The organism is Streptosporangium sp. NPDC053982, from assembly GCF_055585205.1.
On the sequence record NZ_JBVJKQ010000011.1, the window covers coordinates 112,789 to 133,749 of the forward strand.

Genomic DNA, 20,961 nt, shown 5'->3' on the forward strand with positions numbered 1-20,961 from the left:
ACAGGGCACGCGCATCGGGCACGCGGGGAGCCCGGCGGACGCCGGACCGGCGGCAGGGGACATCGGGGGGCGTCAGGGGGACACGTGCGGCCCGGTCGCGGTGCCGATCACGTTCGGCACCCACGTTACGGAGCCGATTGGCTCATCGTAAGATCCAATATCCGGCGAACCGGCCATGCCAATCCGAGGAGATCGAGGAGGGGGCGGATGGACGTCCATGTGACCCTGACCGGCCGCGGCGACCTGTCCGCGCGCATCTACCGGCAGCTCCGCGAGGCCGTCCTGGACGGCCGGCTCCGGCCGGGCGAGCGGCTGCCGCCCACGCGCGAGCTGGCCCGGCGGCTGGAGGTCTCCCGCAACACGGTGTCGATCGCCTACGACCGGCTGACCGCGGAGGGCTTCCTCGTCGGCCGGGTCGGCGCGGGCACCTTCGTGTGCGACGAACCGCCCGGCCGGACGCTCCCGAGGAGCGCGCCGGCGGGCGGCGACGTACTCCCCCGGGCCTTCTGGCGCTTCGCCGCGCCGGAACCGCGGACCGGGACGGCGGCCCTTCCGGAACCGGAAGCCAGGACGGCGGCCCTCCGGGAACCGCGGACCGGGGCGACGGCCCTCCGAGAGCCGGAAACCGGGGCGGCGGCCCTCCGGGATCCGGGGACCGGCGCGGCCGTCCCGCCGCCCTACGACTTCCGGGTGGGCGTCCCCGACCCGGAGCTGTTCCCGCTGGAGACCTGGCGCCGCCTCCTGGCCCGCGAGCTCCGCGCCGCCCTCGTCCGGCCCGCCGGGTACGCCGACCCGGCCGGGCATCCCGGGCTGCGCGAGGCGATCGCCCGGTACGCGGGGGTGTCCCGTTCGGTGCGGGCCGGTGCCGCCGACGTGCTGGTCACCGCCGGCGCGCAGCAGGCGCTGGACCTCGTCGGGCGGGTGCTGATCGAACCCGGCGACCTGGTCGCGGTCGAGGAGCCGGGCTACCCACCGGCGCGGACGCTGCTGCGGTCACTGGGCGCCCGCGTCACCGGCGTGCCGGTCGACGCCGAGGGGCTGGTCGTCTCCGCCCTCCCCGACGCCGCCCGCCTGGTCTATGTGACGCCCTCCCACCAGTTCCCGCTCGGCACGCCGATGTCCCTGAACCGCCGCGCCGCGCTTCTGGAGTGGGCCGTACGGCGGGGCGCGGTGGTCGTCGAGGACGACTACGACAGCGAGTTCCGGTTCGAGGACCGCCCGCTGGAGCCGCTGCAGAGCCTCGACCGGGACGGCCACGTCGTCTACGTCGGGTCCTTCTCCAAGACGCTGCTGCCCGCGCTGCGCCTCGGCTTCCTGGTGGCCCCGGCCTCGCTGCTGCCCGCGCTGCGCGCCGCCCGGCTGCTCACCGACCGGCACGGCGAGCCGTCCGCGCAGGCGGCGCTGGCGAGGTTCCTCGACGAGGGACTGATGGGACGGCACATCCGCCGGGCGACGCGCGAGTACGCTGCCCGCCGGGAGCGGATCGCCGCCGCGCTCCGGCGGGACTTCGCCGGACTGCTCGACCCGGTGCCCTCCGCGGCGGGCCTGCACCTGTGCGCCCGGGTCTCCTCCGGCGTCCGGCTGGACCCGGGCGAGGTGGTCTCGCGCGCCCGGACGGCCGGGGTCGCGGTGGAGGCGCTGGCCGCCTACTGCGCCGAGCCGCCCGCCCAGGCGGGGCTGGTGATCGGCTACGGGGCGATCACGCCGGAACGGATCGCGCCCGGGATGCGGCGGCTCGCGGAGATCGTCCGGGCCGCCGCCCGGGGCTGACGACGGGCGGGTCCCCGGGTCGCGCGGGAGGTCACCGCACCACCCGGGAGACCTCCCGGAGTCCGATCCTCCGCCTGGCCCCGTGGAACCCCTGACCCGGATCCCTATCCGGCCCGCTCCAGCAGCTTCTCGGTGGCGACCAGCCGCACGCAGACGGTCAGCCCGGTGATCGCGAGCTCCAGTTCCGCCGGGTCAGGGTAGGTCGGCGCGATCCGGATCGTGCTGTCGTGGGGGTCGTCCCCGTACGGGTGGGTGGCGCCCGCGGGGGTCAGCGCGATGCCCGCCTCGCCCGCCCGGCGCACGACCTCGCGCGCGCAGCCCGGAAGGACGTCGAGCGTGACGAAGTAGCCGCCCGCCGGGGTGGTCCAGGAGGCCAGGCCGGTGCCGCCGAGCTCCTTGGCGAGGACCGTCTCCACCAGGTCGAACTTCGGCCGGAGCAGCTCGGCGTGGCGGCGCATGTGCGCGAGGACGCCGTCGGTCTCGCCGAAGAACTCCACGTGGCGGAGGTGGTTCAGCTTGTCGGGGCCGATGGTGCGCTTGGCGGTGTTCTTCAGCATCCAGGCGACGTTCGCCTCGGACGAGCCGAAGAAGGCGACGCCACCGCCGCTGAAGGTGACCTTCGAGGTGGAGCCGAAGACGAAGGCGCGGTCGGGGTGACCGTGCTCGGCGCAGAGCGCCAGGACGTCGGCGATCTCCACCGGCGTGTCCGTGAGGTGGTGGACGGCGTAGGCGTTGTCCCAGAAGATCCGGAAGTCGGGTGCCGCCGCGGACATCGCCGCCAGGCGCCGCACCGTCTCGTCGGAGTAGGAGACGCCACTGGGGTTGCTGTACTTCGGTATGCACCAGATGCCCTTGATCTGGGCGTCCTCGCTCACCAGGCGTTCCACGACGTCCATGTCGGGGCCGTCTGCGGTCATCGGAACGGAGATCATCTCGATGCCGAAGCGCTCGCACAGGGCGAAGTGGCGGTCGTACCCGGGAACCGGGCACAGGAAGGCGATCCGCGGCTCGTCGACCCAGCGGCGGTCGGCGCCGGGAATCCGGTCGAGCAGGGCGTGCACGATGGAGTCGTGCATCAGCGCGAGGCTGGAGTTGCCGGCCGCGACGAGCTGACCGGCCGGGACCTGCAGCGGTCCGCTGAAGATCTCCCGGAGCTCGGGGAGCCCCTGGAGGCCGCCGTAGTTGCGGCAGTCGGCCCCGTCGGCGGCGGTGTGGCCGCCGGGCAGGGTGAGCATCCGGTCGGCGAGGTCGAGCTGGCGTGCCGACGGCTTGCCCCTCGTGAGATCGAGGGAGAGCGCGCGCGCCTTGAGCGCCTCGTAGTCGCGCAGGGCGCTGTCGTGCCGGGCGGCGAGCTCGCCGGGGTCCGAAGCGGGAATCGTCACGGGGTTCCTCCGCCTGACGGTCGCGGGTGGGGCTTCGCACGAAAGGATAGGAGATCGCCACGGCCGGATCGCGGCATTGACCGCTGATCCGGGAATCCCGCAGCGTCCCGGGAGGCCGTACGGCGTCCCCGGGCGTCCCCGGGGCTCAGCGGCACTGGGCCAGCATGACCTTCTTGTCGCTCCGTCTGACCGGGAGACCGTACTTCAGCGCGACCTGCGCGAAGCGGACGACGTAGGCGCAGCGGATCCGGCGCGACGGCGGCAGCCAGGTGGCCGGTCCCGCGCCGCCCTTGGCCTGGTTGGCGGCGCCGTGCACCGGCATGAGGTTGAGCGGGTCGTTGGCGATGCGGATCCGCTTGGACAGCGGCCACCGGGAGGCGCCCATCCGCCACTCGTAGGACAGCGGTATCACGTGGTCGACCTGGACCGCGCCGGCCCGCTCCCTGCGCCACCGGATCGTCCTGCCGGTGTACGGGTCGCGCAGCCGCATCGCCACGACGACGCAGCGCGACCCCTTCCGGCGCGTGACGCCGTCGCCGTCGCGGGCGAGGACGTCGTCGCGGGTCCGGCAGCCGTTGCGCGCGTACGGCACGCCCCTGGCCCGGTCGCTCCAGTTCTCGCCGAACCTCGTCCGGCTGTACCCCTTCACCGGCCCCACCCGGCCGACCCGCACCCTGGCGATCAGCCTGCGAGCCACCGCCCGGTCCCGCGTGGACAGGACCGGCGCCAGCCCCGGCCGCACGCCCCGGGGGTTGTCGAGCGGGACGGCCCTCGCCCGGGTGCCGCTCCGCGCCGACGCCGCGGTGTCGCTGTCCGCCCGGGTGCCGGACTGCCCTGTCAGCGAGAACATCACGGCCGCGCCGAGCACGGCGGCGACCACCCCCCGTGCGCCCAATCGTGCCTCCGGAACGAGTGACAGGCCCAGAAGCTCTGGGGCTACCCGCGCATGTACGGATCACACGAACCGTTTCATCACTTCTGGCGCACCCGGAGGTGAGTCGTCCGGAACACCTGGTCAACCGCGGATGTCCCGTGGGCCGGGAGTGCCCGGTGAGCGGGATGAGCCGCGGGGCGGCGCGGCCGGAACCCGTTCCCCGAGTCCCGGCACGGCGCGGAACCCGCGGGACGGAACCCACGGGACCCGCGCGGAACGTCAGAGCCAGCCCTTCTTCTTGAAGACCACGTACAGGGCGGCCGAGGCCACGAGGATGGCCGCGGTGGAGGTCCAGAAGCCGCCCGGATGGCCGTAGCCGGGATACGGCACGTTCTGGCCGTAGTAACCGGTGATCATCGTGGGCACCGCGACGATGGCCGCCCAGCTCGTGATCTTCTTCATGATGTCGTTGAGCCGGAACCCCTGCTGGTTCATGTGGGCCTCGCGCACGTTGCCCACCAGCTCGCGCAGCGAGTCCGTCCACTCGGCGACGCGCAGTGAGTGGTCGTGGACGTCCTGGTAGTAGGGGGTCAGCACGGGGTCGAGGGTCTCCACGTTCCGGCGCAGCAGGCTGCCCACGACCTCCCGCGTCGGGACCGCCATCCGCCGGAACCGCACCAGCTCCCTGCGCATCTCGTAGGTCTGGCGCTGGATGTGCGCGCGGTCGCCGGGCTGCTCGTCGAAGAGCTCGTCCTCCAGGTCCTCGACCCGGTCGTCCAGCTCCTGGAGGACCTGGAAGTAGCCGTCCACGACGTGGTCGAGCAGGCCGTGCAGCAGGTACTGCACGCCGTACTTGGCCATCGCGCCGTTGGCGTCCCAGCGCCTGACGACGTCGGCGATGTCGAACTCCGCGCTCTCCCTGACGGTGACCAGGGCGTTCTTCGTGACGAAGACCGACAGTTCGATGAGGCCGAGCCGCCCGCCCGCGGACTTCGCCCCGTAGACCGTGAGGAACAGGTGGCTGTCGTAGATGTCCAGCTTGGGACGCTGGTGGCTGTGCAGGGCGTCCTCGACGGCCAGCTCGTGCAGGCCGAGCTCCTCGCTGATCTTCGCCAGGTCGGCGGGGGTGGGGGAACAGAGGTCGAACCACACCACGGCGGACGGATCAGAGACGTGGTCGGAGACCTCGTCCACGGGGAAGCCCTCCGCTTCCAGGACGCCGTCGCGGTACAGGCGGGTACGGTTCATGGCCGTCAACGGTAGCCCGCGCCCCGGCGAGGCGGCATCGCCCCCCGGGCACGGCTCCGGCACCCCGGGCACGGCTCCGGCACCCCGGGCACGGCTCCGGCACCCCGGGCACGGCTCCGGCACCCCGGGCACGGCTCCGGCACCCCGGCGACCGGTTCGTCCGCTCCGGCTCCGCGCGTCCCTGCGCCACCGCCCCGGCGGATCCCGGCCCCCGGCGTCGTTCCCTTCCTGACGACTCCCGTCCGCGCTCCCGCCCAGGTGAGCCCGTGAAACCCCGGCCGCGCCGCCGTTCCCGCGGCTTCCGGTGTCCGGGCCGCGCGCATAATCCCATCTCTCCGGGGCAGAGGCGGGGGCACCACAGACGCAGCCCGAAGTGAGGTCAAATGATAGTTCTGGGACTCCTCATGATCGTACTCGCGGGCGCTGCCGTGATCGCGGTCTCCTGGGACGAGACCGCCACGGCGACCACCCCCGCGTCGTTCACGGTCTTCGACCAGACGATCCAGCTCTCCCAGCTGGAGTTCTTCTTCGCCGGCGCCATCACCGGCGCCGTGTTCCTGCTCGGCCTTTCGATGATCTTCAGCGGGATGCGTCGCGCCTCCGAGAAGCGCCGCCGTTTCCGCGAGACCAAGCTGGAGACGCGTGAGCGCGTCGCCCGCCTGGAGGCCGAGAAGCGGGAGCTGGAGCGCAAGCTGGAAGAGACCCCCGACACCGTGACCACCGCTCACGTGCCCGAGCGCCGGACCCCGGTGTCCGACCGCGACGGCGACGGCGTCGCCGACCGCGCCCCGGTGTCCGGCCTGGACCGCCACGGTGTCGCCGGCCGCGCCCCGGCGCTCGACCGGGACCGCGACGGCATCGACGACCGGAACGAGACGACCGCTCCGCACCCCCGGGTCGACGTGCCCCAGCAGTCCAGCGCCGACCGCCTGGTGGCCGGCCGCCACGGACGCCACGAGACCACCCGGTGACCACGCTCCGGCCTGGTTCACCACGACTTCCTCGCCGGTACGGCCCGCGGGCCGTACCGGCGAGGAGGCGTCCCGGCAGGGGCGCAGGCGGCCCGCTCGCCCGGCGATAGCTCGGCTGTCACCGCTGGGCGAGCCGGGCCTCCTCCCTGGACGCACCGGCCTCCTTCCCGGGGAGCCCAGATCCCCCGGGAGCGCCGGCGCCCTCGGCTCCCTCCCCGGAAGCGCCGGCGCCCTCGGCTCCCTCCCCGGAAGCGCCGATGCCCTCGGCGCCCCCTCCGGCACCACCTGCGCCCTCGGCGTTCCCCCTGGCACCACCTGCGCCCTCACCGCTCTCACCGGGGTCTCCGTCCTCCTGGACGTTCTCCCCCGGCACGGCCCGGTCCTTCCTCCGGCGGTGCAGGAGCGTCATCGCCCCGCCCGCGACCAGCCCCCAGAAGGCCGCCCCCACCCCGAACAGCGTGAACCCCGAGGCGGTGACCACGAACGTCGCCACCGCCGCCTCCCGGCGCGCCGGGTCCGCCACGGCCGCGGTGACCGCCGAGGCCAGCGCGCCGAGCAGCGCCAGGCCCGCGACGGCCTCGATCAGCACCGGAGGCGAGAGCAGCACCAGCGCCGTGGCCAGACCGGAGCCGAGACCGAGGACGATCATCGATCCCCCGGCGGTGACCGAGGCGATCCACCGGCGTCCGGGATCGGGGCCGGCGTCGGGACCGGCGGCGAGCGCGGCGGTGATGGCCGCCAGGTTCACCGCGTGGCCGCCCAGGGGCGCCCCGGCCGCGGTCGCCAGGCCGGTGCCGACGAGGATGCCGCCCAGCCGCGGGCGGTAGCCGTACCCGGCGAGCACGGCCATGCCCGGCACGTTCTGCGAGGCCATGGTGACCAGGAACAGCGGGAGCGCGATGCTCACCATGGCCTGCGCGCCGAAGGACGGCACGGTCGGCACGACCACCGGGCGCACGTCCACCGCGCCGAGGCCGGGGCCGGTGAGCGCGATCGCCGCGACCGCGACCAGCAGCGCCCCCGGGACCGCCCACGTGCGGGCGAACCTGCTCAGCAACGCCCAGGTCAGCACGACCGGTACGGCCATCGCCGGGATCTCCGCGAGCGCGCGGACCGGTGCGACGCACAGGCCGAGCAGCACTCCGGCGAGCATGGCACTGGCGATGGTGGCGGGGATGGCCGCGATCCAGCGCCCCAGCACGGGGAAGAGCCCGGCGGCCACGACCAGCAGCCCGCACACCGCGAACGCGCCGACCGCGGCGGGGAAGCCGCCCTGCACCGCACCGGTCGCGACCAGCAGCGCCGCGCCCGGAGTGGACCACGCGATGGTGATCGGCATCCGATGCCGCAGGCCCAGCCAGATCGCCACCACGCCGTTGGCCAGGCAGAGCGCGAGCAGCCCCGACGCCGCCTGCCGCTCGTCGGCGCCCACCGCCCGCAGACCGGCCAGGACGACGGTGAAGGAGCTGGCGAAGCCGACGACCCCGGTGACGAGACCGGCCAGCACCGGTTGCAGAAGACGTGTCATCCTGTGCTCCTCTCCGGGGGTCGCGTACGCTCGTTCCGTAAACGGAACGGCGGCGTGTTGCACGATAGCCCTCATGAAGCCCGGCACACCAGTCCCCCGTCCGGCGCTCGACACGGGCGCCCAAGCCGTCGGACCACGGATCCGCAGGCTGCGCGAGGAGCGCGGCGTCTCCCTGTCCGAGCTGGCCCGGCGCGCCGGCGTGGGCAAGGCGACGCTCTCCGGACTGGAGAACGGCACCCGCAATCCGACCCTGGAGACGCTCTGGGCCGTCACCGCCGAGCTGGGCGTGCCGCTGGCGCTGGCCTTGGGCGCGGACGAGGCCCGGCATGGTCGGCACGGCCCCGGGGAGACGGGGACCGCCGGCGCGGCGGGGGCGGTCGTCCACGGCGCCGCCGTACAGGCCGCGTTGCTGGAGGTCTTCCAGGACGAGGCGGTCACCTACGAGCTCTACCGGCTGACGGTCCGGGCGGGGACCGTCCAGACCTCCCCCGCCCACCACGCGGGCGTCACCGAGCACGTCACCGTGTTCGGCGGGACCCTCCGCGCGGGCCCGGCCGACGCGCCCCTGACCGCCGGGCCGGGCGAGCACGTGAGCTGGACGTCCGACGTCCCGCACACCTACGCGGCGGCCGGCGACGAGGACGTCCGCGCGAGCCTGCTCATCCGCTACCCGCGCCGTCCGCCGGCCCCCGGGCGGTGACCCCCGTACGGCCGTCGCCGGACGGGGCTCGTCAGCGGACGGGGCTCGTCAGCGGACGGGGGTGAAGGGCTCGGCGAAGTGGGCGGTGGCGATCAGCCCGTTCTCCGCCCTGACCCGCTCCAGCAGCTCGGTCCGCGTCGCCGCGGCCAGATCGGGGTCGGCGTCGTAGAGGTAGGGCACCTTCGGGTCGGCGAGCTGCACCGGGTGCAGCACCACGTCACCGGTCAGCGTCAGCTCCCCCACCCGGACGACCTGGTGGCCCGGGGTGTGCCCCGGCGCATGGAGCAGCCGGATGCCGGGCAGCACCTCGGTGTCCCCGTCCACCACCCGCACCCGCTCGCCCAGCGGCCGGACCACGTGGTCGAGGACCGCCTCGGCGGCGGTGTCGATCTCCGCCCGCTGCAGGAGGTGGTCGGCGTTGGAGAAGACGGGCACGCCGCCGATCACCGCTCCGCTCGCGTGGTCGCTGTGCAGGTGCGTGATCACCACCGCGTCCACCTCCTCGGGGGCCATCCCCACCCGCGCCAGCTCCGCGCCGAGCGCTCCGGGCGCCGGCGCCCAACTCGCCGCGGGGGAGTCCTCGGGTCCGACCCCGGTGTCCACCAGCACGGTACGGCCGGCCGCGTCGCGCAGCAGGTAGCAGTGGAAGTGCAGGATCCACTCGGCGTCCTCCTGGACGCCGCCGGGGAACAGCTCCGGCAGCGGGCGCCGGACCTCACCGCCCATCGGCCCCACGGCGTCGCACAGCGGGAACACCTCGACCCCCGCGACGGTCCTCGGCTCGTGCCGCATCCGGTCCTCCTGCTCACCCGTTCCACCGGATTCCCAGTGATACCGGACATCCACCCCGCCCACCAGCCCCGACGGGGGTTCAGAGCCGCCGGCCCAGGAACCCGTCGCAGATCATCGATCGGAGGCGCAGGACGGGGACGGGACCACATCGAGAACCGTGGGGGCGTCGAGAAGTTCGCGAAGCCTCGGAAGATCCCTCGCAGGCCGGTCCGACAACGCGTCGAAGGCCGCCCACTGCTCCTCGCTCAGCCTGAAGACGGTCCGGTCGGCCAGAGCATGCTCCGCCGCGACGGTCGCCGCTTCCAGGACGAACTCCGGGACGGATCTTCCCTCGGCCGCACTCGCCGCCTCGAACAGCCGCTTCCGCCCGGCGCCGGTCGGGAGACCGATGCCTTCCTTCTTCGCCATGGCAGCAGGGTACGCATGTCGCACACGCATGAGGCGCGGATTCCGGATCAGCCCTCGCCGGACTCCGGCGGGGCCGCCGAGGCCATGCGGCGATGGTCTCGGCTCTGGCGGGGTCGACGTGGCAGCGGGAGGGCATGCGTCTGGCGTCGAGGAGGCAGACCCGCACGTCCACCCGGGTGATCTCACCGTCCGGCAACGGCCGAAGGGGGCGCCCGCCCGTCAGGTGGTGCTCGGGCGTCCGGCTGTTTCCCGGACGGGGGTGTCCTGCGACTACGCTGCGCCGGTAAGGCCGTCCTCGTCGATTGGTTTCCGGTGAGCCTCACAGACGTCGTCGAACACCTCATCTGCCCGGTCTGCGGGGACGGGCTCGGCCTCGGCGACCGGGTGCTCCGCTGCCCGCGCGGGCACGCCTTCGACGTCGCCCGGCAGGGGTACGTCAGCCTGCTGACCGGCTCCCAGGCGCCCGGCACGGCCGACAGCGCCGCCATGGTGGCGGCCAGGGACTCCTTCCTCGGCGCCGGGCACTTCGCGCCGCTGGTGGAGGCCGTCGCCGCGGCCTGCCGTACCGGCAGGGGGGCGGCGGACGTGCGGGTGGTGGCGGACGCGGGCGCGGGGACGGGCCACTACCTCGCCGGGGCGCTCGACCGGCTGCCCGGGGCGGTAGGCATCGCGCTGGACGTCTCCAAGAACGCGATCAGGCGGGCGGCGCGGGCGCACCCCCGGCTGGGGGCGGTGGTGGCCGACGTGTGGCGGCCGCTGCCCGTCCGCGACGGCGCGGCGGACGTGATCCTCAACGTGTTCGCGCCCCGCAACGGGCCGGAGTTCGCCCGGGTGCTCGGGCCCGGCGGGACGCTGGTCGTGGTCACCCCCACGCCGCGGCACCTGCGGCCGCTGGTGGGACGGCTGGGCCTGCTGTCGGTGGACGAGGACAAGGAGCGGCGGGTGGCCGCGAGCCTGGGCGACCGGTTCACCGAGGCGGAGCGGAGCGTCCACGAGTTCGAGATGGCGCTCGGCCGCGCGGCGGTGGAGGCCGTCGTGGGCATGGGGCCGAGCGCCTGGCACACCGATCCGGAGAATATGCACCATGAAATTGCGAAACTTCCGGAAACGAACTATGTGACGGCTTCTTTTCGCATGTCTATCTTTCAGCGGAGCCCGTGAGCAAGGGCCCGGCTTGACAGCGGCCTATGGGGCGCATGTTACTCAAGTGACATATAGTCCGAAATTGCCACACATTAGCCGCGCGAAACACGGGGCGAACCGACATACTGGACGGCAATCCGGCGATCCCCACGCCTGGATCACAGCCATGCCGTGACGGAGGGAAGCGCCGTATGCAGGCCGAGGAACGCTGGCGGACCAGGTTCCGGGCGCCGCGCGCGACGCTGCCCGTGTGGGCGCCCCAGGCCCCCGCGCGGGCGGTCTACCGCAGCAACGCCTCGGGCACCTGGGAGGTCTACGCCTGGGACCGTTCGACGGGCTCCGTCCGCCAGGCGACCTCCCGCCCCAAGGGCACCTCGCACGGCGTGATCGACCCCTCCGGCCGGTGGATCTGGTGGTTCGCCGACACCGACGGCGACGAATGGGGCCGGTGGATGCGCCAGCCCTTCGGCGGCGGCCCCGACGAGCCGGTCGATCTCCCGCCCGGCGCCCCGGCCGGCCTCGCCCTGTCCGCGACGGGCGAGGCGGCGGTCGGCATGGCCCGGCCCGGCGAGGGTTTCACGATCCACCTCGTCCGGCCCGGCCACCCCGCGCGAGTGATCTACGAGCACGCCGAGGCCGCCTCCGTCGCCGCCATGTCGCTGGACGGCTCGCTGATCGCGATCAGCCACAGCGAGCACGGCGACTCCCGCCACCCGGCGCTGCGCGTGCTGCGCCCGAACGGCGAGACCGTCGGCGAACTGCACGACGGCCCCGGCCGGGGCGTCCTCGGCCTGCGCTTCGCCCCGCTCCACGGCGACCGCAGACTGCTCGCCCTGCACGAGCGCAGGGGACGCCGCGAGCCGCTGGTCTGGGACCCCGAGAGCGACGAGCAGCGCGAGATCTGGCTGCGCGACCCCGGTGAGATCACCGCCGAATGGTACGGCGACGCCCGCTCCCTGCTCATCGTCCGCGCCAACCGCGGCCGCACCTACCTGCACCGCTACGACCTGGCGGGCGGCCGCCTCTTCCCCGTCGAGACCAGGCTCGGCGTGATCGACGCCGCCGTCCCGCGGCCCGACGGCTCGGTGGAGTACTCCTGGTCCAGCGGAGCCCACCCGCCGGTGATCCGCTCCAGCAACGGCAACGTGGTGATCAGCCACGGCGGGCCGACCCCGCCCCCGTCCGTCCCGGTCCAGGATCTCGACGTCCTGGGTCCCGGCGGGCGCGTCCACGCCCTGGTGTCCCGCCCCGAGCGCGGCTCGGGGCCGCTTCCGGCGGTCTTCCTGCTGCACGGCGGGCCGGGCAAGCACGACGACGACTCGTTCCTGCCGCAGGTGGCCGCGTGGGTCGACCTCGGCCTCGCGGTCGTCCGGGTCAACTACCGGGGCTCCACCGGGTACGGCTCCGCCTGGCGGGACGCCCTGGTCGGCGACGTCGGCCACATCGAGCTGTCCGACGTCGCGACCGTCCGGGACGCGCTGGTGGCGCAGGGGGCCGTCGACCCCGGACGTCTGGTGCTGGCCGGCGCCTCCTGGGGCGGATATCTCACGCTGCTCGGCCTCGGCACCCAGCCCGGGATGTGGGCGGCGGGCGTCGCGGCGGTGCCGCTCACCGACCACACGGCCGCCTACGCGTCCGAGCCGGAGGCGCTGCGGGCCTACCACCGCGCGCTGTTCGGCGGCCCGCCCGGCGAACACCCCGAGCGCTACGCCGCCAGCTCCCCGATCACCTACGCCGACCGGGTCGAGGCGCCGTTGCTGATCCTGGCCGGGGAGAACGACCCGCGCTGCCCCATCGGCCAGGTCGAGAGCTACGTCGCCCGGCTGGCCGGGCGCGGCCACGAACACGAGGTCTACCGGTACGACGCGGGCCACGGCTCGCTGGTCGTCGCCGAGCGGATCACGCAGATGGCGATCCAGCTCGAGTTCATCCGGAAACACGTCAAGCTGGACGACTGACGCGCCGCTCCGCCGTACCGGCGGGCGCACCCGGCCGCGGGATCGGTGCTCAGCGGGCGCGCAGGACCACGATCGCCATGTCGTCGGCGCTCGGGTCGGGCGCGAAGTCCTGTACGGCGCGGCGGATCCGCTCGGCGACCGCCCGCGCCGACAACCCCACGCACTCGGCGAACAGCTTGGCCAGCCCGCCGTCGTCGTCGAGCAGCCTGCCGTCACGGCGACGCTCGGTGACCCCGTCGGTCACCGCAAGCAGGACGTCACCCGGGTCGAGGTGGACCGTCTCGGCCTTGAACTCCGCCTCGGGGAAGACGCCCAGCAGCGTCTGGGAGGTCACCACCGTCTCCACCAGACCGCTCGGCCGCAGCCGCAGCGCCTCCGGGTGACCGGCCGAGACCAGCGACGCGTCGAATCCGGACGCGGCGGGCACGAGCTCCCCGTGCAGCAGGGTCAGGAAGCGCGCCCGGTCGCCCTCGTCCAGGATCGCCTGGTTGAGCCGGTCGAGGACGGCGGCTATGCCATACCCCTCGCGGGCGAGCAGGCGCAGGGTGTGCCGGGCCAGGCCGGTGACCGCGGCGGCCTCGGGACCGGTGCCGCAGACGTCGCCGACCGCGAAACGCCAGGCGCCGTCACGGGCCGCGAACAGGTCGTAGAAGTCGCCGCCGACCTCGTTGGTCTCGCCGGCGGGCTCGTAGACCACCGCGGGGTCGAGGCCGGGGATCTCACCGGGCTCGCCCGGCGGGAGCAGGCTGCGCTGGAGCGCGCGGTTGGCCGCCGCCTGCGTGGCGTAGAGGCGGGCGTTGTCCAGCGCCAGGGCCGCACGGCGGCCGATGTCCTCGGCGTACTGGAAGGCGTCCTCGGCGAAGCGGTCGGGCCGGCCCAGGCACATCACGCCCAGGGCGCGCCCCCGGGCCAGGAGCGGGATCACCAGCATCTGGGAGTCGCCGACCTGGAGGACGCCGCCGGACTGCGGGATCTGCACCGTGTCCAGCTCGTCGCGCAGCGCGTCGATGCGCCGTTCGTCGGCGTGCCACACGTACGCCGGGCGCTGCGGGCCGCCGCCCTCGTCGGCCCAGGTGTAGACGGCGCACCAGCTGGCCAGCCGGGGCACCACGATCTGCGAGATGATCGCCGGCACCATGTCCGGGTCGAGGGTGCCGGCCAGCAGGTCGCTGGCGTTGGCCAGGAAGCCCATCCACAGCGGGCCCCTGCCCGACTCCGCGATCTCCCACTCACCGGTCGCCGGGCCGCCCGCCTCGGGCAGCCGCAGCCGCGCCCAGTGGATACGGGCCTGACCTGCGAAGGTGACTCCCCACTCCTCCACAGGTACGGTGGGAGGAGCAGGGGTCTTCTCAGGAACACCCCGCTGGCGGACCTCGATCTGGACGCTGTCTCCCAGGTGGCTCCAGACGACCTCGAACGGCTCGTCGACCACCTGCGAGGAGAGTTCTCCCGCCAGATGTTCGGCCGACGCCGTCACGGACACGGCCGCCCAGGCGGTCATCACCTCCGTGGTGAACCGTCTGGCGGCGAGGACGGCCGTGTCTGCTGGGGCGAAAGCCGCAGCCAGGACGGCTCGGGGAGCGTTAGTCATTGCCTCGTGCCTATCACACTTGACGGCGGCATGGGGTAATTCGAAGGCAGGACTCCGGGTTGCGCACCGTGACAGACTGGGATGACTCACGGACGCGCCCCCCGGGAGTCAAGGAGGTCTCATGACCACGGCCGACACCGTGTCCCACGCCGAGGAGCGGCGATACAGCGAATCGGACCTCAGGCCGATCCTGCAGACACTCATCACCTGGCGCGACGGCGACTTCCGCCGCCGCGTCCCGCACGCTCCCCCCGGGATCCTGAGTGAGATCCGCCTCCTGCTGAACGAGGTCGCCGACCGCCGTGAGCACCTGGCCAACGAGCTGCACCGCGTCCGCCGCGAGGTGGTGCGGGAGGGCCGGTTCGGCGAGCGCCTCACCCCCGGCCCCGGCGTCGGTTCCTGGGCGGAGAGCGTCGACTCGGTGAACCTGCTGATCGACGCCCTCGTGGGGCCGGTCACCGGCGCGGCCGACGTGATCGACGCGGTCGCCAAGGGCGATCTGTCCCGCCGGATCGACCTCAGCCGGGGCACCCGGGGCGAGGTGCGCCGCCTCGGCAAGGCCATCAACGGCATGGTCGACCAGCTCTCCCTGTTCACCTCCGAGGTGACGCGTGTCGCCCGCGAGGTCGGCACCGAGGGCCGCCTGGGCGGACGGGCCAACGTGCGGGGCATGTCGGGGAGCTGGCGCGACCTCACCGAGGCCGTGAACACGATGTCCAGCCGCGTCTCCGCGCAGGTCCGCGACATCGCGCTGGTCACCACCGCGGTCGCCAAGGGCGACCTGAGCCGTACGGTCACCGTCGACGCGGTCGGCGAGATGTTCGAGCTGAAGAACACCGTCAACACCATGGTCGACCAGCTCTCGGCCTTCGCCGAGGAGGTCACCCGCGTCGCCCGCGAGGTCGGCACCGAAGGCCAGCTCGGCGGCCAGGCCCGCGTCCGCGGCGTCTCCGGCGTGTGGAAGGACCTCACCGACAACGTCAACGTCATGGCGAGCAACCTCACCACGCAGGTGCGCGCCATCGCCGACGTGTCCACCGCGGTGGCGCGGGGCGACCTGTCGAAGAAGATCACCGCGGACGCGCAGGGTGAGATCCTCCAGCTCAAGGACACCCTGAACACCATGGTCGACCAGCTGTCGATGTTCGCCGACGAGGTCACCCGCGTCGCCCGCGAGGTCGGCACCGAAGGCCAGCTCGGCGGCCAGGCCCGCGTCCGCGGCGTCTCCGGCGTGTGGAAGGACCTCACCGACAACGTCAACTCCATGGCCAACAACCTGACCTACCAGGTGCGCAACATCGCCGAGGTCACCACCGCCGTCGCCAACGGGGACCTGACGCGCAAGATCGACGTGGACGCGCAGGGTGAGATCCTCGCCCTGAAGACCACCATCAACACCATGGTCGACCAGCTGTCCTCCTTCGCCTCCGAGGTCAGCCGCGTCGCCCGCGAGGTCGGCTCCGAGGGACAGCTCGGCGGCCAGGCGCAGGTGCACGGCGTGTCGGGAGTCTGGAAGGACCTCACCGACAACGTCAACGTCATGGCCAACAACCTCACCACCCAGGTGCGGCAGATCGCGGCCGTCTCCACCGCGGTGGCCCAGGGCAACCTGTCGAAGAAGATCACCGCGGACGCCGCGGGTGAGATCCTCCAGCTCAAGGACACCCTGAACACCATGGTCGACCAGCTGTCGATGTTCGCCGACGAGGTCACCCGCGTCGCCCGCGAGGTCGGCACCGAAGGCCAGCTCGGCGGCCAGGCCCGCGTCCGCGGCGTCTCCGGCGTCTGGCAGGACCTCACCGACAACGTCAACTCCATGGCCAACAACCTGACCTACCAGGTGCGCAACATCGCCGAGGTCACCACCGCCGTCGCCAGCGGCAACCTCACCCGGAAGATCGACGTGAACGCCCAGGGTGAGATCCTCGCCCTGAAGACCACCATCAACACCATGGTCGACCAGCTGTCCTCCTTCGCCTCCGAGGTCAGCCGCGTCGCCCGCGAGGTCGGCTCCGAGGGCAAGCTCGGCGGTCAGGCCCGCGTCGAGGGCGCCGAGGGCATCTGGAAGCGGCTCACCGCGAACGTCAACGAGCTGGCCGGCCGCCTGACCACCCAGGTCCGCGCGATCGCCGAGGTCACCACCGCCGTCGCCCGCGGCGACCTGACCCGCTCCATCACCGTCGACGCCGAGGGCGAGATCGGCGAGCTGAAGGACAACATCAACACGATGGTGTCGGTGCTGCGCGACACCACCACCGCCAACCAGGAACAGGACTGGCTCAAGTCCAACCTGGCCCGCATCTCCCGCCTCATGCAGGGCCACCGCGACCTGATGGAGGTCGCCAGGCTCATCATGGGCGAGCTGACCCCGCTGGTCTCCGCCCGCTACGGCGCCTTCTACCTCGCCGACGCCTCCGGCGACCTCCATCTGATCGCCGGGTACGGCACGCGCCCCGGCTCCGGCGCCCGGGAGCACTTCCCGGTCGGCCAGGGCATCGTGGGGCAGGCCGCCCAGGAGGGCAGGCGGATCGTCCTGGACGACGTGCCCGCGAAGTACCTCACCGTGGACACCGGCCTCAGCTCCTCCTCCCCCGCCCAGATCGTCGTGCTGCCCATCCTGTTCGAGACGCAGGTCCTCGGCGTGCTGGAGCTGGCCTCGTTCCGCCAGTTCGGCGAGGTCCACCACGACTTCATGACCCAGCTCGTCGAGACCATCGGCGTCACGATGAACACGATCATGGCGAACTCCCGCACCGAGGACCTGCTGACCGAGTCGCAGCGCCTCACCACCGAGCTGCAGGAGCGCTCCGACGAACTCCAGAGGCAGCAGGAGGAGCTGCGCCGCTCCAACGCCGAACTGGAGGAGAAGGCCGCGCTGCTGGCCAAGCAGAACCGCGCCATCGAGATCCAGAACTTCCAGATCGAGCAGGCCCGCCGGACGCTGGAGGAGCGCGCCGAGCAGCTCGCGGTCTCCTCGCGCTACAAGTCCGAGTTCCTCGCCAACATGTCGCACGAGCTGCGCACCCCGCTGAACAGCCTGCTGGTGCTGGCCAAGCTGCTCACCGAGAACACCGAGGGCAACCTCACCGTCCAGCAGGTCGAGTTCGCCCGGACCATCCACGGCGCGGGCTCGGCCCTGCTCCAGCTCATCAACGACATCCTCGACCTGTCCAAGGTCGAGGCCGGGCGGATGGACATCCACCCCCAGCAGATCTCCCTGCCCAAGCTCGTCGACTACTTCGAGGCCACCTTCGCCCCCGTGGCGCATGACAAGGGCCTGTCGTTCGCGGTCGAGGCCGACCCTTCGGTCCCGCAGGAGATCCGTACCGACGAGCAGCGCCTCCAGCAGGTGCTGCGCAACCTGCTGTCCAACGCGATGAAGTTCACCCCCAACGGTGAGGTGCGGCTGCGCGTGAGCCACGCGCAGCCCGGCGTGACCTTCGTGGACGACACCCTGCGCGGCGCCGCCGGCATCCTCGCCTTCGAGGTCGTGGACACCGGCATCGGCATCGCCGCCGACAAGCAGGAGGTCATCTTCGAGGCGTTCCGCCAGGCCGACGGCACCACCAGCCGCAAGTACGGCGGGACGGGCCTGGGCCTGTCCATCTGCCGGGAGATCGCCCGCCTGCTCGGCGGTGAGATCCACGTGATCAGCGAGGTCGGGAAGGGAAGCACCTTCACCCTCTACCTCCCGCCGGTCTACAGCGGCCCGCTGTCGTCGCGCGACGGCGGAGCCGCCGTGCCGTCCGTCTCCGCCCCGCCCCACGACGAGACGCCCGTCCTCGTGCCGGACGAGACGCCGGTGGAGCCGCCGATCCAGCTGCCCGAGCTGGAGGCGATGCTGCCGGAGAGCCTGCCGGCCCCGAACCCCTGGCAGAGCGAGACGAAGCCCTGGAAGGGCGACGACCCGCTCACCGGCGCCAAAATCCTGATCGTGGACGACGACATCCGCAACGTCTTCGCGCTGACCAGCGTGCTCGAACGGTACGGTTCCACGGTCATCTACGCCGAGAACGGGCGTGAGGGCATCGAACAGCTCGAACGCAACGAGGACGTGGCGCTCGTGCTGATGGACATCATGATGCCCGAGATGGACGGTTGGGCCACCACATCCGCGATACGCCAGATGCCGCAGTTCGCCGATCTGCCGATTATCGCGCTAACCGCTAAGGTCATGCACGGCGATCGGGAGAAGAGCATCGCGTCCGGCGCCTCCGACTACGTGCCGAAGCCCGTGGACGTCGACCGCCTGCTGGAACGCCTGCGCGGCTGGCTGAGCCGCGGCAAGGCGGCCGACGACTCCCACGAAGGGGCCTGATCGATGTCCGACCGAGCGAAGATCCTCCTGGTTGACGACCGGGAAGAGAACCTGATCGCGCTCGAGGCCATCCTCAGCTCACTCGACCTCGTCCCCGTGCGGGCGAGGTCGGGCGAGGAGGCGCTGAAGGCTCTGCTCAACACGGAGTTCGCGCTCATCCTCCTGGACGTCCGCATGCCCGGCATGGACGGGTTCGAGACCGCCGCCCACATCAAGCGGCGCGAACGCACCCGCAACATCCCGATCATCTTCCTGACCGTCGTCGACAGCGCCCCCGACTACGCCTTCCGCAGCTACTCCGCCGGCGCCGTCGACTACCTCACCAAGCCGTTCGACCCGTGGGTGCTGCGGGCGAAGGTCGCGGTGTTCGTCGAGCTCTACAACATGAACCGCCGCCTGACCGAGCAGGCGTCCATGCTCCGCGACCGGCTCGCCGGCGAACTGCCCCCGGGCGACGCCTCCGACCAGGGGGCCGTGCTCCCGGAGCTGTCGAGGCGCCTGGCCGCGGTGGAGGACGAGTTCATCCGGGTCGGCGAGCTGGCCCGCAAAACCGGCGACCCCAGCCTCACCGGCGCCCTGGCCGACCTCTCCCACCGCCTCGACCACCTCCGCGCCGGCCTCGACGCCCTCTCCTGAACACGTCCCGGCTCTGAGGCTTTTCCCGCTCGGGCATGTTTCCCTGTGGCTTGGGCGGGTCGGTGGTTGCCGTGTTGGTCGGTGGTGCGCGCTGCGGTGGGTGGGTGTTCCGGCCGGCGTTGGGGCTGGGCTCTGGTGCCGACCGGCCTTCGGCCTTGGTGTCGGGCGCGGTGGTTTCTGGCGTTTTGAAGCCGGCCGGAACACCCACCCACCTCCGCGCCATACCTGCGTCGTCCGTACGGATGACCCGCCGTAGCGTCTCCCTTTCCGCGGGCCGACGGTTCCCGCCGATGCTGAAGCGACCTGTTGCTCCCCGCTCGGAGCGGGTCACCGTAGCCTTGCGGCCACACTGACGGGGGAGAGCGCAGGGCCGGGCGCCGTAGCCCCTCCCTTACGGACCGCTCAGTGAGCGGTGGTCCGCGCGCGTTCCAGGTATGCCAGGAGTTCGACCATCTTCTCGGTCGGCCAGGGCAGGCGGGCGCTGAGCTGGTCGCTGCGCTCCTGCCACATCCGCCGGGCCGCCGCCCTGGTCTGTTCTCCCCTGGCCTCTTCGGCGTGGAAGGGGGTGGCCAGTTCGTCCCAGCGCCGGACGAGTTCCTGTACCTGCGGGTCGTCGACAGGGGTGCCGTCCTGCACATGCCCCAGGAGTCGCCCGACCAGCTCGACGAAGCGGGCCTTGGCCTCCTCGACGGCCTCGGCACCCAGCTCGCCGCGGCGGCGGGCGAGTTCCTCGCGTTGCTCCCGTGTGAAGTAGGCGTCCAGCATCGAGATCATCTCCAGGGTCGTCATGAACTGGTCCGGATCGGGCATCGACGCCTCGTCGAGCTGTCGCAGCAGCCCGTGGATCTGTTCGATCAGCTGTCGGATCCGTTCCGCCTGGAACGTCAGCTGCCGCAGCTGGGTCATCAGGAGAGTCCGCATCGCCGCCGGATCTTCCGACGAAGGCGTGAGCACCTCCTTGATCTCATCCAGCGACATGCCCAGCGCCCGCAGCGTCCGCACCCGATACAGCCGCCGTAGGTCAGCCGCGGTGTACCGGCGATGACCCGACGCTGTGCGTTCGCCGGATCGCAGTACGCCGATCTCGTCATAGTGCCGCAGCGTGCGCACCGTGACACCACTGGCCTGAGCCAGTTCACCGATGCTCCACCGGCGTGCGGTGGCGTCTTCCCCGATCACGTCAGTAACGCTAAGACCTCACGCGACGAGAGGTTCAAGCCCCACCTTCCTCCCTCGGATTGCTCTTTCGGCCCCCGCTCTCTTGTCTCCGGAGCGAGATGGCTTCTCCGAGGCGGGGCCGTGGGAGGCCCGTGTTCCTGCCCCGGAGGTGAACCATGGGAGACCAGCGCTTCTGCTCCCCGGACCGGAGCCGTGGATGACCGGGAAGAGCGAATGAGCAGGGAGTGAGCAGGAAGGCGGGGGCGGGGGCCGTGGGCGGTCCGTAAGGGAGGGGCTACGGTGCCCGGCCCTGCGCTCTCCCCCGTCAGTGTGGCCGCAAGGCTACGGTGACCCGCTCCGAGCGGGGAGCAACAGGTCGCTTCAGCATCGGCGGGAACCGTCAGCCCGCGGAAAGGGAGACGCTACGGCGGGTCATCCGTACGGACGACGCAGGTATGGCGCGGAGGTGGGTGGGTGTTCCGGC

Annotated in this window: 15 protein-coding genes; 7 read left to right on the plus strand and 8 right to left on the minus strand. The window is 72.5% G+C overall.

Translation table 11 applies throughout. The features are described 5' to 3' along the window. Window positions 1-207: 207 nt before the first annotated feature. Complete coding sequence (pdxR, locus tag ACZ6W9_RS21205; protein WP_470119186.1) at window positions 208-1,770, plus strand: MocR-like pyridoxine biosynthesis transcription factor PdxR; 1,563 nt, start codon at window positions 208-210, stop codon at window positions 1,768-1,770. Window positions 1,771-1,874: 104 nt separating this feature from the next. On the opposite strand, the gene ACZ6W9_RS21210 is transcribed toward pdxR, so the two are convergent. From ACZ6W9_RS21210 to ACZ6W9_RS21220, 3 genes are all read right to left on the minus strand, one after another. Next, on the minus strand, window positions 1,875-3,152 hold the full coding sequence (locus ACZ6W9_RS21210) for an aspartate aminotransferase type Ic (RefSeq protein WP_389966778.1): 1,278 nt from the start codon (window positions 3,150-3,152) through the stop codon (window positions 1,875-1,877). Window positions 3,153-3,297: 145 nt separating this feature from the next. Next, window positions 3,298-4,047, minus strand: coding sequence for an HNH endonuclease family protein (locus tag ACZ6W9_RS21215; RefSeq protein ID WP_389966781.1), 750 nt, complete (start codon window positions 4,045-4,047; stop codon window positions 3,298-3,300). Window positions 4,048-4,305: 258 nt separating this feature from the next. Then, complete coding sequence (locus ACZ6W9_RS21220; RefSeq protein ID WP_389966784.1) at window positions 4,306-5,274, minus strand: magnesium transporter CorA family protein; 969 nt, start codon at window positions 5,272-5,274, stop codon at window positions 4,306-4,308. A 383-nt stretch (window positions 5,275-5,657) separates the two neighbouring features. Here ACZ6W9_RS21220 and ACZ6W9_RS21225 point away from each other — a divergent pair, with 383 nt between their 5' ends. Then, window positions 5,658-6,245: a hypothetical protein gene (locus ACZ6W9_RS21225; protein WP_389966787.1), complete on the plus strand. Its 588-nt coding sequence runs from the start codon at window positions 5,658-5,660 to the stop codon at window positions 6,243-6,245. Between the two features lie 118 nt (window positions 6,246-6,363). On the opposite strand, the gene ACZ6W9_RS21230 is transcribed toward ACZ6W9_RS21225, so the two are convergent. Continuing rightward, window positions 6,364-7,773 carry a benzoate/H(+) symporter BenE family transporter gene (locus ACZ6W9_RS21230; protein WP_470119189.1) on the minus strand — a complete coding sequence of 470 codons (1,410 nt, stop codon included), beginning with the start codon at window positions 7,771-7,773 and terminating at the stop codon, window positions 6,364-6,366. Window positions 7,774-7,846: 73 nt separating this feature from the next. On the opposite strand from ACZ6W9_RS21230, the gene ACZ6W9_RS21235 reads away from it, so the two are divergent. Next, window positions 7,847-8,473, plus strand: coding sequence for a helix-turn-helix domain-containing protein (locus ACZ6W9_RS21235; protein WP_470119191.1), 627 nt, complete (start codon window positions 7,847-7,849; stop codon window positions 8,471-8,473). Window positions 8,474-8,521: 48 nt separating this feature from the next. On the opposite strand, the gene ACZ6W9_RS21240 is transcribed toward ACZ6W9_RS21235, so the two are convergent. Together ACZ6W9_RS21240 and ACZ6W9_RS21245 are read right to left on the minus strand one after the other, a co-directional pair. After that, complete coding sequence (locus ACZ6W9_RS21240; RefSeq protein ID WP_470119193.1) at window positions 8,522-9,265, minus strand: MBL fold metallo-hydrolase; 744 nt, start codon at window positions 9,263-9,265, stop codon at window positions 8,522-8,524. Window positions 9,266-9,376: 111 nt separating this feature from the next. Further along, window positions 9,377-9,673, minus strand: a complete 297-nt coding sequence (locus ACZ6W9_RS21245; protein WP_470119195.1) for a type II toxin-antitoxin system TacA family antitoxin — start codon at window positions 9,671-9,673, stop codon at window positions 9,377-9,379. A 312-nt stretch (window positions 9,674-9,985) separates the two neighbouring features. Between ACZ6W9_RS21245 and ACZ6W9_RS21250 the strand changes: the two genes are divergently transcribed. Together ACZ6W9_RS21250 and ACZ6W9_RS21255 are read left to right on the plus strand one after the other, a co-directional pair. After that, window positions 9,986-10,834, plus strand: a complete 849-nt coding sequence (locus ACZ6W9_RS21250; protein ID WP_470119197.1) for a putative RNA methyltransferase — start codon at window positions 9,986-9,988, stop codon at window positions 10,832-10,834. 173 nt (window positions 10,835-11,007) lie between these two features. Beyond that, window positions 11,008-12,774 carry a prolyl oligopeptidase family serine peptidase gene (locus ACZ6W9_RS21255; RefSeq protein WP_470119199.1) on the plus strand — a complete coding sequence of 589 codons (1,767 nt, stop codon included), beginning with the start codon at window positions 11,008-11,010 and terminating at the stop codon, window positions 12,772-12,774. Window positions 12,775-12,823: 49 nt separating this feature from the next. Here ACZ6W9_RS21255 and ACZ6W9_RS21260 read toward each other — a convergent pair whose 3' ends face one another. Then, window positions 12,824-14,365, minus strand: a complete 1,542-nt coding sequence (locus ACZ6W9_RS21260) for a PP2C family protein-serine/threonine phosphatase (RefSeq protein WP_362946510.1) — start codon at window positions 14,363-14,365, stop codon at window positions 12,824-12,826. Between the two features lie 121 nt (window positions 14,366-14,486). Here ACZ6W9_RS21260 and ACZ6W9_RS21265 point away from each other — a divergent pair, with 121 nt between their 5' ends. Next, window positions 14,487-18,683 carry a HAMP domain-containing protein gene (locus ACZ6W9_RS21265; protein ID WP_470119201.1) on the plus strand — a complete coding sequence of 1,399 codons (4,197 nt, stop codon included), beginning with the start codon at window positions 14,487-14,489 and terminating at the stop codon, window positions 18,681-18,683. A gap of 3 nt (window positions 18,684-18,686) precedes the next feature. Beyond that, complete coding sequence (locus ACZ6W9_RS21270; RefSeq protein WP_389966812.1) at window positions 18,687-19,319, plus strand: response regulator; 633 nt, start codon at window positions 18,687-18,689, stop codon at window positions 19,317-19,319. Window positions 19,320-19,721: 402 nt separating this feature from the next. Here the strand turns inward: ACZ6W9_RS21270 and ACZ6W9_RS21275 are convergent, their stop codons facing one another. Next, a complete protein-coding gene (locus tag ACZ6W9_RS21275) occupies window positions 19,722-20,498 on the minus strand; it encodes a MerR family transcriptional regulator (RefSeq protein ID WP_389966816.1) in 777 nt (258 codons plus the stop codon). Window positions 20,499-20,961: the final 463 nt, after the last annotated feature.

What these genes read in the sequence shown, in the direction of transcription:
- ACZ6W9_RS21245 (WP_470119195.1), bottom strand. Translation starts at nt 9,673, where the DNA reads ATGGCGAAGAAGGAAGGCATCGGTCTCCCGACCGGCGCCGGGCGGAAG.
- ACZ6W9_RS21260 (WP_362946510.1), bottom strand. Translation starts at nt 14,365, where the DNA reads ATGACTAACGCTCCCCGAGCCGTCCTGGCTGCGGCTTTCGCCCCAGCA.
- ACZ6W9_RS21225 (WP_389966787.1), top strand. Translation starts at nt 5,658, where the DNA reads ATGATAGTTCTGGGACTCCTCATGATCGTACTCGCGGGCGCTGCCGTG.
- ACZ6W9_RS21265 (WP_470119201.1), top strand. Translation starts at nt 14,487, where the DNA reads ATGACCACGGCCGACACCGTGTCCCACGCCGAGGAGCGGCGATACAGC.
- ACZ6W9_RS21270 (WP_389966812.1), top strand. Translation starts at nt 18,687, where the DNA reads ATGTCCGACCGAGCGAAGATCCTCCTGGTTGACGACCGGGAAGAGAAC.
- ACZ6W9_RS21230 (WP_470119189.1), bottom strand. Translation starts at nt 7,773, where the DNA reads ATGACACGTCTTCTGCAACCGGTGCTGGCCGGTCTCGTCACCGGGGTC.
- ACZ6W9_RS21220 (WP_389966784.1), bottom strand. Translation starts at nt 5,274, where the DNA reads ATGAACCGTACCCGCCTGTACCGCGACGGCGTCCTGGAAGCGGAGGGC.
- ACZ6W9_RS21240 (WP_470119193.1), bottom strand. Translation starts at nt 9,265, where the DNA reads ATGCGGCACGAGCCGAGGACCGTCGCGGGGGTCGAGGTGTTCCCGCTG.
- ACZ6W9_RS21255 (WP_470119199.1), top strand. Translation starts at nt 11,008, where the DNA reads ATGCAGGCCGAGGAACGCTGGCGGACCAGGTTCCGGGCGCCGCGCGCG.
- ACZ6W9_RS21235 (WP_470119191.1), top strand. Translation starts at nt 7,847, where the DNA reads ATGAAGCCCGGCACACCAGTCCCCCGTCCGGCGCTCGACACGGGCGCC.
- pdxR (WP_470119186.1), top strand. Translation starts at nt 208, where the DNA reads ATGGACGTCCATGTGACCCTGACCGGCCGCGGCGACCTGTCCGCGCGC.